Genomic DNA, 13,154 nt, shown 5'->3' on the forward strand with positions numbered 1-13,154 from the left:
CCAATGTACCTGACCCCTGCTCTCGAACAAAAACATTAATTTTTTTATTTTCACCTCCCACATGATTCCAGTTTGTTATATTGCCCGAAAAAATCCCTTTAATTTCATCGGTTGTTAAATCACTAACATTATTTGAAGGATTAATAGCTATAACAATCCCTTCACGACCCAATTCATATTCTGTGAAGTTATAATCTTTATCCAATTGTTTTGAACACATACCTATTTCCGCAATATCTGCACCAACACATTTAATTGCCATATTGGAACCGCCACCCTGAACAGTAATTTCACATTCAGAGCGATTTTTCCTATATTCTTCAACCAAATCTTCGCAAACGGGCTGAATTGATGTGGAACCTACAATATTAATTTTTTCACAATTAACATTGCTTTGAAATAACATTAAAGTCCCCAAACATAAAATTAATGAAAATATAATATATTTATTTATGTTTTTCATTGCTATCACCGTGTAATAGACTTATAGTAATGAAGTATATAAACTTTACTTTTTGTGAATAAAAATTCTCAAAATAGGAACAACATTTTTGAAAAAAAATAATGGGAAATTATTCCCTGAAACTACGTGGAGTAGTTGGTCTTGGAATATTATCATGAAACTCGATAGCAACATCCCTAATTTCTACAGAAATATCACCAATACGTTCAAAAGCTTTGATTACTCTGAAAAGATAAATAAAGTAATTTGAACGCTCTTTCTCATCAAAAGAATTTTCTGCCATTTGGGTAGCAATTAAATTAATAGCTTTAGATTGAAGAATATGAATTGATTCTTCCAATTCCATTATATCATCTTTCAAGTCAGTACGTCCTTCCAAAAATGCAAGCATGGATAAACGAAGCATCTTTTGAGCGGTCTTATACATCTTCTTTAATTTCTTAAGAATGGACTCGTTTACCTCATAGATATCATTAATAACAAATTTCGCAATATGACCGCAATAATCGCCTATACGTTCCAAATCATATGCAACCTCATTATATAAAACTGATTTGGAGAATTCGGAATGCTGATTGATGCTGACGATAGTTTCAACGGAAGTTCTGATTTTCTCAACCATATTATTTGTTGCATAGTCCATTTCCAAAGCCCTTTTAGCCTTTTCTTCATCATACTCCAATATTGCATCGAAGGATGCCTCAAGCTGCGAATGAACATGCTTTTCCATATTAGCCAACATATCATTAATTAAAACATTGCCTGAAACATCATGTGGCCTAATATATTCTCCCAACGATTCAGCAATTTCCTCGTAACTCTTTAAATCTATCATATATGCTCTTTTAACAGTACCATCTTTAATTAAAGGTTGTATCAGTTGAGTCACGTACCTGCGGGAAATGCCTAAACGTTCAGCAATCTCATCCTGAGTGGACGGATTTTCATATAAAATGAAATCCAGGATATCTTTTAAAGTTTTATTTTTCTTTGACATATTATCTATTTTTTATAATCATCAAGCAAATCATTTGATTCGAATTGAAAACCATCTATGGATTCATTGATTTTTCTTTTAGAGTTGTTTCTGGAAAAATCAGAATTATTCCTCGAATGTTGTCTTGGAGGATTTCTGCGAGGTTTTCTGCGATTAACCTGTATTAACTCCAAATCATCTAGATTTCTGCCTGATTTTTTACGATGAATATTTTTTAATTGCAAATCATTTAATTCATCTTCATTTATTCTATTTCTTACATCATTAAATTCCTTTTCGGATTTTCTTGCGGATGATAAGATATTATTAATAACAAAAATCAATAATAAAAATGCTATTAATGCAATTGGGAAATCCACATAATCAAAGATTACGCTAAATGTGTATGAGACTGTACTTCCCCCATCCGAAAATCCTCTGGCTAAAAATATTAGACCTATTAATAAGATTATAATGCCGTCAGATTTTTTCACAAGATCCCTTCTCAGTATAAATGGATAAACGCTCATTACAACCAATGCGAAACCTAAAACCCTATACAGATTATTTGATGCGACTCCCTGAATTGATAAATAAATATTCAGAAATGCACTAGGTAAGAAACCCCATTCAGACAAGAATGCGAGTATCAATAAAAACTGAATGATTAAAACAACGACTAAAGGAAATACATATGCTATATCCCATTCAAAATTTGTAGAAAATTTTGCATTAGTAACTGGTTTTTCCAAGGCTTCAGACAGCACATTATAAAGAACAGATGATAAAACTGATCCGATAATAGTACCTGCAACACCTAAAACCGCAGTTGTCATTGCAACAAAAGCTGAAATACATGCTACCAAAATAATTTTTGAATGATTCAAAATTATCACCTAAAAAGAATTAATTCATCAATGCAATAATACATTTATTTTTTATGTTTAAATATTTAATTATTAAGTTGATATTGAAATTGACAAATATTGCTTTAAAATAACAAAATAATTAAAATAAATGTTAAAATTGCAAAAATAGTTTTAAAAAGCCTTAGGGGGGATTCGAACCCCCGACTTCCACCTTACCAAGGTGGCGCTCTACCACCTGAGCCACTAAGGCATAATCGAGAATGCATAATAAAAACTTGAAAAAATACAGTGCAGGGGAAGGGATTCGAACCCTCGAAGGCCTATGCCAGAGGATCTTAAGTCCTCCCCCTTTGGCCGCTCGGGCACCCCTGCATACACTATAAATGTTTGTTTTTATAATATATAAATGTTTGCCCAAACACTATTTTTATCCAAATTATAATGCAAATGTTATATTAAAAAAACTATTTAAACATTAAGAAAGAAAATATTAAAATAAGTTATATGGAAAGTTATTTTATTAAAATAATTAAATCGTGGTGTAGCACATTGATGATAATAGATATGGAAGAATGTGGAATATGCGAAGATTGCATTGACGTCTGTATGGAAGAAGCAATAACAAAAAAAGCATATAAAGTAATTATTGACCCGGACAAATGTGATTCATGTGGAGAATGTGTTGACGTTTGTCCTGTCGGTGCGATTTATGAAGAATGATCTGATATGAAAAAACGATTCACGCTAGTTGATTACGCAATTATAATTTTAGTGATATGTGCAGTAGTATTTGCATTTGTACATATTACTTCAGACGATGATTCATCTAGTGAAAGTACTTCTTATGACTCTTCAACATTGAATAAAATTGTTGAAAAATATCTGACTTATTATAGGCAGGGATTTATTGTAGATACAACCATTCACGGATTTAATTCAAGCGATGGAAAACCTGTTACATTAGCGGGCAATATCCAATGGATGGATGATGACCGGGGAAGCAATGTAAAAGGACTTGTTAACTGTAATGGAAGCAGCTACATTGTTGGTCTTTACAATCATGTCCCTAATGCAGATGTTTACATAGACAGTATGACCTTGGAAATGAATGGGGAAAAATATTCTAACTTAACTGAAATTAAAGCAAACCCAAAAAACATTACATCCCTTGAAGATTTAGTTTCAGGAATTCCTGAAAATTCAACATATGAAATTACAACCACAGTTTCTTTAGATACACTTGAAACTATGGCATTCCAACAGATAACTAACTTACTGTATCAAAACAGCGAAAGGATTTCTTTAAAAGCTTCAAATACAGGATATACTGATCAGATAAATCTTGTTAGAGCAACGGACACAGAAATTTCCCAAGCAAACCCTATACTAGGTAACTTTAATGGAATTACAGGCGAGATAACCATAAGAATTTATAACTGCAGTGATTCCGACATCAATACCATTAAAAATAATTTTGATGTCAACAATATCCAAAAATTCTAAGTTGTGTGATTTATGAGTTTCATTTATTCTAAATTAACTTCTTTTTTAAACATTATAAGTGATGAATTTCATAAATCATTTTTATTTACAACAATCTTTTCCATAATTGCTTTTATAGAAAATCAGTGGGTAAACAGTTTTTTTAAAAGTTTATATCCAAATGAGAACTTTTTGAGTTTTATAAAAAAGAGCAGTGTTTTGGAAAATCACATATTCAATCCGTTAGTTGTTCTGGTGGTTTTTGCCGCTTTTTTAGCATTATCGCTCAATTCGATTTCTGAAAGCCTGACCGTTACTCTAATCATAGCTTCCATATTCTTTTTTATAGGCTCTGCAGTACTGCCAAGATTCTTTTTAAATGATATGAAAAGCGTTTTGGTTTTTGAAAGAAGAGACATTTATTCAATAGGGTTTTGTTTAATATTGATAAGCATTGCATTTTTCTTTATCAGCATTGCATCTGTTGGTGGAATTCCAATTTTAAAGCCATCAATCAGATATTTACTGAAACCTGCTTTTACAATGCCTGTTTTTTTAATAATTCCCGGTACCTGCATACTGGCCGGCGTTTATTTGAAGGATTTTCAGGACACAATAATCACAAGATCCCAAGTCAGATTCCGATTCCTTCTGCTTTTGATAATCGATGTTGCAATCCTATTAACTTTAGGCTATAGAACCCCGATACTTGCAGCATTGCTGTTGCTAATCATCATAGCATACTATGGAAACATAATAGCCGTCTGGGAAGTTGTGCTTGGAGGAGCGATTGGTGTAGGTGCGATAATCGGAATCGGATATTTCAGATCAATTCATGAATTAACCGTAAGTACTGCAATTGATCCATTCTATACTCTTAAAAGCAGGGCGGATTTCACATTGCATGTTTTAAACTTGCTTGATTTTATTGGCGGAAACTTCGGCGTGACTCACGGAAAACTGCTTGCAAGTTCCATTCCCGGAAGCGAACTTGGACCACGGATGTTTGTGGGCAAACTGATATCCTGGAGAACCGAAGTTACAGTGACCCCTACATTAATCGGACAGATGGTAGCTGATTTCGGAAAAGTTGGTGTTGCTTTTGAAATGTGCTTTTTGGGCTTTATTTTAGGAATCGGATTTAAAATAATGAAAAAAACAAAAAACTTCTTTTATATTGGTTTATATGCTTTACTGTTAACCTATTCCATTTTAGGTGTTGAAACAGGAATATTGGATATTCAAGTTTTATTTTATTTTGCAATCGCTATTTTTGTCTATTTTACAATAATATTGAAGTCCATTTTTAATAAGTAATACTAATTATAGAATTTTTATACATCCAGTAATACTTTATTATTACTTTTTTTAAAAAAATCAAACTAAAAGTATTACTTTAATAAGCTTTATATAAGAAAAATCGTAAAAATGTTTAATGTCAAGCTAAAATTAAGAAGTATTCATTAATTATAATAGATTATACTCCCTATAACTTGATATTGAATAAAAATAAGTATTACTTTAACGTGAAAAATTACAAAAAAGTAATACATATAGGAAAATGGAGGAAAAATAAATGCATATACCTGACGGATTCATACCATTCTGGCAATGCGCAATATACTATGTGATTTTAATCGTAGCATTATACTTTGCCAGCAAATGGGCTAGAAATAACCTAGATGAAAAACGCATTCCTCTTTTAGCAGTTCTTGCAGCAGGTATCTTTGCTATTATGTCTATGAACATGCCAATCCCATTCGGAACAAGTGGACATATGGTTGGTGGAGCGCTAGTAGCAATTATATTCTGTGCACCTGAAGCAGCGATTCTAGTATTTACTGTAGTATTAATTATCCAAGCATTAGTATTTGGAGACGGAGGAATTACTGCACTTGGAGCAAATGTATTGAACATGGCAATCATAGGAGGATTTGTTGGTTTATACACCTTTAAAGCATTGAAAGGAACAATCGGAATTTATGGAGCAAGCGGAGTAGCAGCATGGCTAGCAACTGTAGTTGCAGCACTAGCATGTGCAATCGAAATGGCAATAGCCGGAACATTCCCATTAACAATAGGAATCGCTTCAATGGTAACATACCACATATTCATCGGAATAATCGAAGCAGTATTAACGGTTATTGTGATTATGGCTTTAGAAAAATTCAGACCAGACCTTTTAGTATGGAACAAAAACAAAATTGCGGAAGGAGGACAATAACATGGATAAACGTGATAAAACATTAATAATAGTTGCAATAGTAATATGTGTCATAATCAGTTGTCTTTCCCCGTTCATCGCATCAGGTGATCCTGACGGATTAGAAAAATCTGCAGAAGACGCAGGCGTTGGCGAAGATGTAGCAACCGAAGTATTTGCTTCACCGTTCCCCGACTATTCTTACGAACCTCTTGAATCAATTGGTGAAGTTGGTGTGCTCATATTAGGTGCCCTGCTGACACTCATATGCGGATTCGCTGTTGGCGAAGTTGTAAAAAGAAAAGGTTAAGTGAAATTGTAAAAAGAGGAAGTTCATTTAACTTCCATCTTTTTATACTATTTTTAATATAATAATTATTACTTATAATAATAAATTTTTTTAGAGAAATATTATGGCGGATATCACAAAAGCACTAAATCTGGATGAATTAGCATCAAAGGACAGTCCAATACATAATTTGGATGGAAGAATTAAATTAATATCTGCTATTCTGATTATTGTCATTGCTGCTTTCTCAAATAACCTGTTTATACCAATTGTTTTAGAAATCTTTTTATTAATTGTGATATTTATAGCTGATTTATCATATGTTGATTCTTTTAAACGGATTGCATTGCTACTGCCTTTCGGAGGGGCAATAATCATATTTCAACCATTCATTCATCCGGGAAACATAATATGGAGCTATTCATGGATAACTGTAACGGATGTTGGACTTAATTGGGCGATTTTATTGTTAGTTAGAATGATAGTTTCCCTGACATCAATTGTAATATTATCTTCCACAAGCCCGATGCAGCAGATTGTCGCTTCATTTAGAAGGTTAAAGATGCCAAAAGATCTTGCAATGATTTTAAGTATAATGGTTAGATTTTTATTTGTTTTTATTGATGAACTTGCAGCCATCAGAAAATCCCAAAAATCAAGAAATTTTCATATACATTCAAAGTTAACGCCCTACAAATGGAGAGTAAGGCAAGTCGGATATTCTGTTGCAATGATGTTTGTTAAATCATACGAACAGGGTGAGCGAGTTTACAAAAGTATGATTAGCCGTGGATATTCAGACAAGTCAGATTTATTTAATGAAAAGAAATCATTAGAAAGAAATGACTACATATATATTACCACGATAATTTTATTGATTATAATTATAGAGATTATTTTAATTAAATATACGAATCAATTAGGATACCTTGGAGAGAACTTATCTATAAATTAAAGAAGCTGGAATTAAAATGAACGAAGTACATCTTTCAACAAAAAACTTGAGTTACACATACCCTGACGGAACCCATGCATTGAAAAACATAAATATGGAAATTTATAAAGGACAGAAAGTTGCCATAATGGGGCCTAACGGCGCTGGAAAATCCACATTATTCTCACACTTTAACGGACTGACCGAACCAACATCAGGACATGTTGAAATAGATGGAAAAGCCATCAAATATGATAAGGAAACACTATTGGAAGTAAGGCAAAAAGTAGGAATCGTATTTCAGGATCCAAATGACCAGTTATTCGCACCTACAGTTAAGGAAGATGTGGCATTTGGTCCTATGAATTTGGGTTTAAGTTACGAAGAAGTTGAAAAACGTGTAAGTGAAGCTTTGGAAATGGTCGGCATGGAAAAATATGGAAACAAAACACCGCACCACTTAAGCGGAGGACAGCAAAAAAGAGTTGCCATCGCAGGAATCATAGCCATGAGACCAGAAATAATGATACTCGATGAACCAACGGCAGGCTTAGACCCGGAAGGTGTTGAAAAAGTATTGAGTATTTTGAATGACCTGAATAAAGACGGAATGAGCATCGTTATATCTTCACACGACATAGAAATGGTAAATGAATTTGCTGAAAAGATATTTGTTTTAAATGAAGGGGAAATTATCGATAGTGGAGACAAACATGAAATATTTTCCAACAAGGAACTATTAAAAAAAGCTCATCTGAAAGCACCTATAACCACAGAAATATTATATTCCCTTAAGGAAAGAGGCTATCCTGTAGATACAACAAAAATAAGTGTAAATGAAGTCGTTGACGAAATAATTAAAATAAAAAAAGATTAATTAGCAGATTTTCGTTTTTTAAATCTGTCTTTAAGTTTAACAATAAATTCAAACTCATCATCAAGTTCGGGAGAGTTTGCAAATCCACAGTTTGGACAATGAAAACTGTTGCAACCATGTTTTCCGCAACTTGAACATCCCCGGTTTTCCAGTTCATTTTCATCAAACTCGAAACCGCACATACGACATTTCATAATAACACCGTTATTAAAAATAATAAAAAAATAAATGAAAAATTGAAGCTATTCCACTTCAATATTTTCAGCTTCTTCTTTACGAAGACAAACATCATAACCTTTAATACTCATTTCAATAGGATCTCCCAAAGTAGCTACTTTTTTAATTTGAATTTTAGCCCCTTTAACAAAACCCATACCTAATAAGTGTCTTCTTAAGTCAATATCTCCAGTGTTGTGATATTTTACTAGAGTTACTGTTTCACCAGGTTTTGCATCTTTCAATGTTTTCATTTTATCACCAGTCATAAATATTAAAAATTTTTAGGTATACTAAACTTTGTATGAAGTATTATATAAATATTTAGTTAAACCAAAAAATTAATGATAATTAGAATAATCTAATCATCACCTTTTTGGAATTTTATGCATATTATGTATTATTCACCTATGCAAACCCAGCTAAAGCACCAATATTGAATATCAAGAATGAAACAATATATGCAGTTACTAAAGTGATAGCACACATAGTTAATGCCCATTTGTAACTGTTGGTTTCCTGTTTGATTGCACCAATAGCTGCGAAACATGGAGTGTATAATAATGTAAATGCCATGAATGAGAACGCAGATAATGGGGTGAATGTTTCTTGTACTAATGAAGTGATTCCCTCTTCATCGTCTTCTTCCATACCAGCTAGTGTACCGAAGGTTGCAACTACAACTTCTTTAGCAGCTAAACCAGCAATGATTGCTACAGCAGCTTGCCAGAATCCAAATCCTAAAGGAGCGAATATAGGTGCGATGACATTACCAATCATACCTAAAACACTGTCAGCTGATCCGTATTCCACACCTAATGGGAAGATACTTAAAGCCCATAAAACGATTGAACAAGCAAGAATAATAGTACCTGCTTTTCTTAAGAATCCTTTTACTTTTTCCCAGGTGTGTAATAATACACCTTTAATGGATGGTACTTTATATGTTGGAAGTTCCATAACGAATGGAGTGGACATTCCTTTAAACATGGTTCTTTTGAGGATACCTGCAACAATAAGTGCAACAACAATACCTAACAGGTAAATTGCAAGCAGTACTGTACCTTCACTTTCAGCGAAGAATGCTGCTGTGAAAATAGCATAAATTGGTAATCTTGCAGTACATGACATGAATGGAACGAGCATCATAGCGAGCATACGGTCCCCTTCATTTTCCATTGTTCTGGTTGCCATAATAGCCGGTACACCACAACCGAATCCTAAAATCATAGGAATGAATGCTTTTCCGTGAAGACCAACTAATTTGTGCATAACTTTATCTAAAGTAAATGCTGCTCTTGCAAGGTAACCACAGTCTTCCAAGATACTTAAGAACAGGAACATTAAGATAATGATAGGCAAGAAAGTAAGAACTCCACCTACTCCACCAATGATACCGTCACAGATGAATGAAGCGAGATATTCGTTAGGAATAAATGCTGCGACTGCTTCCGCAATCATACCGAATAATTCATCAATCATATCTTGGAAAGGAGCACCAATTGTAAATGTCAATTGGAACAATACCCACATGATAACAATAAATATAATAGGTGCTAAAATTCTGTTAGTAACAATTTTATCAATCTTATCAGTTGTTGTTTCTTTTTCAACAGCTGGTTTTTTAACAGCTTCAGCCATTAAACCATCAATAAATGCATATCTTGCATTTGCAATAACTTCTTCTGCACCTTCACCGAAAATATCGATGAGGTGTTTACTTACTTTGTCAACTTCCATCATGATTTTGGAACTCATGCCAGATTGTTGAACTTTTTCTATAACAATAGAATCTTTTTCTAATAACTTAATTGCAGTCCAAATAGAAGGAACATCGAGTAAATCTTTATCCTGTTCAATGAGACCTTGAAGATCACCTAAATGTTCTCTTAATTCATCACCATATGATAACTTAGCACTTGAATCTACTGGTTTTGCAGCAGCTTTTTCAACGGCGGTTAATAATTCATCGAAACCGTCTTTGGTTTTAGCGTTTACTTCCACTACTGGGAAACCTAATAATTCACTCATTAATTTAATATCAATGATATGGTCTTTTTTCTTAGCAAAATCGTTCATGTTAAGAGCCATTACTAAATTAGCTCCTAATTCCATCATTTGAACTGTTAAATACAAATTACGTTCTAAATTAGCTGCATCTACAACATTAATTATAACATCAGAATCATCATCTACAATGAAATCTCTTGATACGATTTCTTCCATAGAATGAGCACTTAATGCATAATTTCCCGGTAAATCGACAACGTCATATTCATAATCTCCATGTTTAAAACTACCTTCTGCTCTTTCAACAGTTTTTCCAGGCCAGTTTCCTACATGTTGACGCATACCGGTTAATTGATTGAATACTGTAGTTTTACCCACGTTTGGGTTACCAGCTAATCCTACAATTAATTCTTTCATTAACCATTCTCCCATTTTTATTGAATTTTTTAGAGAAAATTTATTAAGATCCGAAGATCTTAACAAACATCACCCTTTTTTGAAAAAAATCATCTTAGTTTAAGTTTCTACCGACATCAAAATTCAAAGATTAGGCTAACCTAAACATAATATAAAATTTTATTTTTATGGTATTTAAATGTTTAGGCATACCAAATAATCTGAAAAATTTTTAGGTAAACCTAAAAAAATAAAAAACTTTATATATAATAAAGAACTAAATTAGAAATAGTGATAAAAATTAGGTAAACCTAAATATCTAATTTCATATTACTAATGTGTTATTGGTTAAAAACCATATTACTACACTCCGATTGTTATTAAATTAGTTTAACTCTCTTTTCTAATTTAATAAAAAAAGCATATAACTACTCTCACGAAATTAAATATGTTCATCATATTTAATTTCACCTATTTATACTATTTTTAGTCACACCAAAATAATTATATATTTCCAATTCCAAAATAATTATTATATAAACAATATGGATAAGTGATTTAAATGGCAACAAAAAATAAACGTAAATGCTGTGAATCAGCAGCAAACGAAACAAATACTGCAAAAAGAATTTTTAAAAAAATTTGGACATTTTTCTTTGGATGTAATTGTCATTAATTAATACAATTACCCAACTATTTTTTATTCATTGCCTCAAAAAACCAATCAATCGCCGAAAAAAAACTAATTTTAAATAATAATAAATTAATAAATTTTATTATATACAAATTGTGTAGGTAATGGACATGGATAGGAGAAAAAAAATAATTATTGCAATAATTATCGTTATCCTAATCGGAATAATAACAATTATTGCAGGAGCTCTTTTTATAAATAATGGGGGAGACTTATCTTCAGGAGATAGTCATATTTTAGTCTGTGCAATTGATGAAAGTGAAACCCGTCCTGGAATGGGTGCCTGCGACATGGCATTTATTGTTTATCTAAAAGACGGAGAAATACAAAATTACACTGCAATTTATCCGCATGGAATGACGCATCCAAACGCATCAGAGCCTGCTGAAGCGCAAGCCCAAGGTGCCGGATCAAAATTATTACTGCATGATTCATTTTGGAGCAAGGATAATGAAAAGTCAATGCAACTTGCCAAAGAAATCGTTGAATATCAAACCCAAATACCTATTGACGCTGTTGTAGCAATCAACACTGAAGGATTGGACGGCATACTCGATGTCGCTTCACCATTAAAGATTAATGGAACTTACGTGAATGCCAGCGGTATTGACATTATCCGTGAAGAACAATCAAGCGGCGGAGAATCAAGAGGAGAAGCTGTTCTAGATATTGTAAGGGCAGTTGCTGAGTCTGCAACAAACTCTGATAAAAAAGCAGAAATGGTAAATGTGGCACTTGACCAATATTCAAAAGGAAATATTGTAATGACTCCACAAGGCTCATTTATCGGACTTCTAGCATCAAAAGGAATTGAAAATATATTATAAGAAAAAACCTAATATAATAGAGAGATCTATTATATTTTAGGTTCTAATTTTTTTATCAAAACACCCATAAAGACCACAATCATAGGAAACAATCCGACATACATAATCATTATTATATTTGAAGGAATTATGTCTCCCATTACTGTTGAAGCCGCCATTAACATTATCAGCAATATTACAGGAGCTAAAATGGCAATGAATGTGTAAATTAATATGAATGCATTTAATCTCTGGGAATAATCTTTTAACTTAACGTGCATATCAAAAGAAATATCCGTTGCAATGACTTCCAGACTATTGGCCAGATTTCCACCAACACGCAATGTTCCGACAATCTGCTGAACACATCTAGAAAGACCATCGGAACCGACCCTGTCAGACATGTCCAAAAGAGCATTTTCAGTCGACTGGCCATATCGAACTTCCTCCAAAACCCGCGTTAATTCACGTGAAAATGAACCATAGTTCGCATTGGCAACGGTCATTAATGTATCATGCAACCCTTTACCTGATTTTAATTCAATGCCCATATGACGCAAAGCATAAGGTAATTCCAAGTTCAAATCATCATAATCCCTTTTCTGTTTAATCTGTGGATAAATAACCATGAAAATGTAAAGCATCACAATTACAGTTAGAAAAATTGCAGAAATTTCAAAGCCGAATCCGATAAACAAAACTAAAGATATTGCAGCCAAAGCAGCAATACCCATTTTTGAAGAGATATTTTGAATAAAAAAGTTCCTGATATCATCGAAAGCAAAATCGTCCTTTTGTACATTATCAGAAATCTTAAAATCAAATGACATTTCTTCGGGTTTTTTAGATGATTTGAATGATGGAAATTTAAAATTTTTAATTGAATTGAAAATAAATAAAAAGAAATTTCCAACACTGATAAACAATCCATCAAACATA

General features: G+C 32.7%; 15 protein-coding genes and 2 tRNA genes. 8 read left to right on the plus strand and 9 right to left on the minus strand.

Annotated features, from left to right (window positions below; all coding sequences use genetic code 11):
- The 5 genes from ACKI2W_RS02025 to ACKI2W_RS02045 all read right to left on the minus strand — a co-directional run.
- A partial coding sequence (locus ACKI2W_RS02025; RefSeq protein ID WP_407378869.1) for a substrate-binding domain-containing protein occupies positions 1-406 on the minus strand: 406 nt, incomplete at its 3' end.
- 166 nt (positions 407-572) lie between these two features.
- Positions 573-1,460, minus strand: a complete 888-nt coding sequence (locus tag ACKI2W_RS02030) for a PhoU domain-containing protein (RefSeq protein ID WP_407378870.1) — start codon at positions 1,458-1,460, stop codon at positions 573-575.
- Between the two features lie 5 nt (positions 1,461-1,465).
- Entirely contained in the window at positions 1,466-2,326 is an 861-nt protein-coding gene (locus ACKI2W_RS02035; RefSeq protein WP_407378871.1) for a hypothetical protein, read from the minus strand.
- Positions 2,327-2,485: 159 nt separating this feature from the next.
- Positions 2,486-2,558: transfer RNA gene (locus ACKI2W_RS02040), tRNA-Thr, on the minus strand.
- Between the two features lie 39 nt (positions 2,559-2,597).
- Positions 2,598-2,680: transfer RNA gene (locus ACKI2W_RS02045), tRNA-Leu, on the minus strand.
- A gap of 180 nt (positions 2,681-2,860) precedes the next feature.
- Between ACKI2W_RS02045 and ACKI2W_RS02050 the strand changes: the two genes are divergently transcribed.
- The 7 genes from ACKI2W_RS02050 to ACKI2W_RS02080 all read left to right on the plus strand — a co-directional run bounded on the left by ACKI2W_RS02050 (position 2,861) and on the right by ACKI2W_RS02080 (position 8,093).
- On the plus strand, positions 2,861-3,028 hold the full coding sequence (locus tag ACKI2W_RS02050; RefSeq protein WP_058738535.1) for a 4Fe-4S dicluster domain-containing protein: 168 nt from the start codon (positions 2,861-2,863) through the stop codon (positions 3,026-3,028).
- A 6-nt stretch (positions 3,029-3,034) separates the two neighbouring features.
- A complete protein-coding gene (locus tag ACKI2W_RS02055; protein WP_407378872.1) occupies positions 3,035-3,811 on the plus strand; it encodes an adhesin in 777 nt (258 codons plus the stop codon).
- Positions 3,812-3,823: 12 nt separating this feature from the next.
- Entirely contained in the window at positions 3,824-5,107 is a 1,284-nt protein-coding gene (locus ACKI2W_RS02060; RefSeq protein WP_407378873.1) for an oligosaccharide repeat unit polymerase family protein, read from the plus strand.
- Between the two features lie 259 nt (positions 5,108-5,366).
- On the plus strand, positions 5,367-6,014 hold the full coding sequence (gene cbiM / locus ACKI2W_RS02065; RefSeq protein ID WP_407378874.1) for a cobalt transporter CbiM: 648 nt from the start codon (positions 5,367-5,369) through the stop codon (positions 6,012-6,014).
- 1 nt (position 6,015) lies between these two features.
- Positions 6,016-6,303, plus strand: coding sequence for a PDGLE domain-containing protein (locus tag ACKI2W_RS02070; protein WP_407378875.1), 288 nt, complete (start codon positions 6,016-6,018; stop codon positions 6,301-6,303).
- Positions 6,304-6,406: 103 nt separating this feature from the next.
- A complete protein-coding gene (cbiQ, locus tag ACKI2W_RS02075) occupies positions 6,407-7,237 on the plus strand; it encodes a cobalt ECF transporter T component CbiQ (RefSeq protein WP_407378876.1) in 831 nt (276 codons plus the stop codon).
- Positions 7,238-7,253: 16 nt separating this feature from the next.
- Entirely contained in the window at positions 7,254-8,093 is an 840-nt protein-coding gene (locus ACKI2W_RS02080) for an energy-coupling factor ABC transporter ATP-binding protein (RefSeq protein ID WP_407378877.1), read from the plus strand.
- On the opposite strand, the gene ACKI2W_RS02085 is transcribed toward ACKI2W_RS02080, so the two are convergent.
- From ACKI2W_RS02085 to feoB, 3 genes are all read right to left on the minus strand, one after another.
- Positions 8,090-8,287, minus strand: coding sequence for a hypothetical protein (locus ACKI2W_RS02085; protein ID WP_407378878.1), 198 nt, complete (start codon positions 8,285-8,287; stop codon positions 8,090-8,092). The genes ACKI2W_RS02080 and ACKI2W_RS02085 overlap by 4 nt on opposite strands.
- A gap of 48 nt (positions 8,288-8,335) precedes the next feature.
- On the minus strand, positions 8,336-8,563 hold the full coding sequence (locus ACKI2W_RS02090; protein WP_407378879.1) for a ferrous iron transport protein A: 228 nt from the start codon (positions 8,561-8,563) through the stop codon (positions 8,336-8,338).
- Positions 8,564-8,717: 154 nt separating this feature from the next.
- The gene (gene feoB, locus ACKI2W_RS02095) at positions 8,718-10,736 is read right to left on the minus strand and encodes a ferrous iron transport protein B (RefSeq protein WP_407378880.1); all 2,019 of its coding nucleotides are present in this window, start codon (positions 10,734-10,736) and stop codon (positions 8,718-8,720) included.
- A 783-nt stretch (positions 10,737-11,519) separates the two neighbouring features.
- Between feoB and ACKI2W_RS02100 the strand changes: the two genes are divergently transcribed.
- Positions 11,520-12,236, plus strand: a complete 717-nt coding sequence (locus tag ACKI2W_RS02100) for a DUF4012 domain-containing protein (protein WP_407378881.1) — start codon at positions 11,520-11,522, stop codon at positions 12,234-12,236.
- 29 nt (positions 12,237-12,265) lie between these two features.
- On the opposite strand, the gene ACKI2W_RS02105 is transcribed toward ACKI2W_RS02100, so the two are convergent.
- Entirely contained in the window at positions 12,266-13,153 is an 888-nt protein-coding gene (locus ACKI2W_RS02105; RefSeq protein WP_407378882.1) for a type II secretion system F family protein, read from the minus strand.
- Position 13,154 lies beyond the last annotated feature (1 nt).

Source organism: Methanobrevibacter sp. (assembly GCF_045603845.1).
GTDB lineage: Archaea > Methanobacteriota > Methanobacteria > Methanobacteriales > Methanobacteriaceae > Methanocatella.

What these genes read in the sequence shown, in the direction of transcription:
- ACKI2W_RS02030 (WP_407378870.1), bottom strand. Translation starts at nt 1,460, where the DNA reads ATGTCAAAGAAAAATAAAACTTTAAAAGATATCCTGGATTTCATTTTA.
- ACKI2W_RS02050 (WP_058738535.1), top strand. Translation starts at nt 2,861, where the DNA reads ATGATAATAGATATGGAAGAATGTGGAATATGCGAAGATTGCATTGAC.
- ACKI2W_RS02055 (WP_407378872.1), top strand. Translation starts at nt 3,035, where the DNA reads ATGAAAAAACGATTCACGCTAGTTGATTACGCAATTATAATTTTAGTG.
- ACKI2W_RS02060 (WP_407378873.1), top strand. Translation starts at nt 3,824, where the DNA reads ATGAGTTTCATTTATTCTAAATTAACTTCTTTTTTAAACATTATAAGT.
- cbiM (WP_407378874.1), top strand. Translation starts at nt 5,367, where the DNA reads ATGCATATACCTGACGGATTCATACCATTCTGGCAATGCGCAATATAC.
- ACKI2W_RS02070 (WP_407378875.1), top strand. Translation starts at nt 6,016, where the DNA reads ATGGATAAACGTGATAAAACATTAATAATAGTTGCAATAGTAATATGT.
- cbiQ (WP_407378876.1), top strand. Translation starts at nt 6,407, where the DNA reads ATGGCGGATATCACAAAAGCACTAAATCTGGATGAATTAGCATCAAAG.
- ACKI2W_RS02080 (WP_407378877.1), top strand. Translation starts at nt 7,254, where the DNA reads ATGAACGAAGTACATCTTTCAACAAAAAACTTGAGTTACACATACCCT.
- ACKI2W_RS02085 (WP_407378878.1), bottom strand. Translation starts at nt 8,287, where the DNA reads ATGAAATGTCGTATGTGCGGTTTCGAGTTTGATGAAAATGAACTGGAA.
- ACKI2W_RS02090 (WP_407378879.1), bottom strand. Translation starts at nt 8,563, where the DNA reads ATGAAAACATTGAAAGATGCAAAACCTGGTGAAACAGTAACTCTAGTA.
- feoB (WP_407378880.1), bottom strand. Translation starts at nt 10,736, where the DNA reads ATGAAAGAATTAATTGTAGGATTAGCTGGTAACCCAAACGTGGGTAAA.
- ACKI2W_RS02100 (WP_407378881.1), top strand. Translation starts at nt 11,520, where the DNA reads ATGGATAGGAGAAAAAAAATAATTATTGCAATAATTATCGTTATCCTA.
- ACKI2W_RS02105 (WP_407378882.1), bottom strand. Translation starts at nt 13,153, where the DNA reads ATGTTTGATGGATTGTTTATCAGTGTTGGAAATTTCTTTTTATTTATT.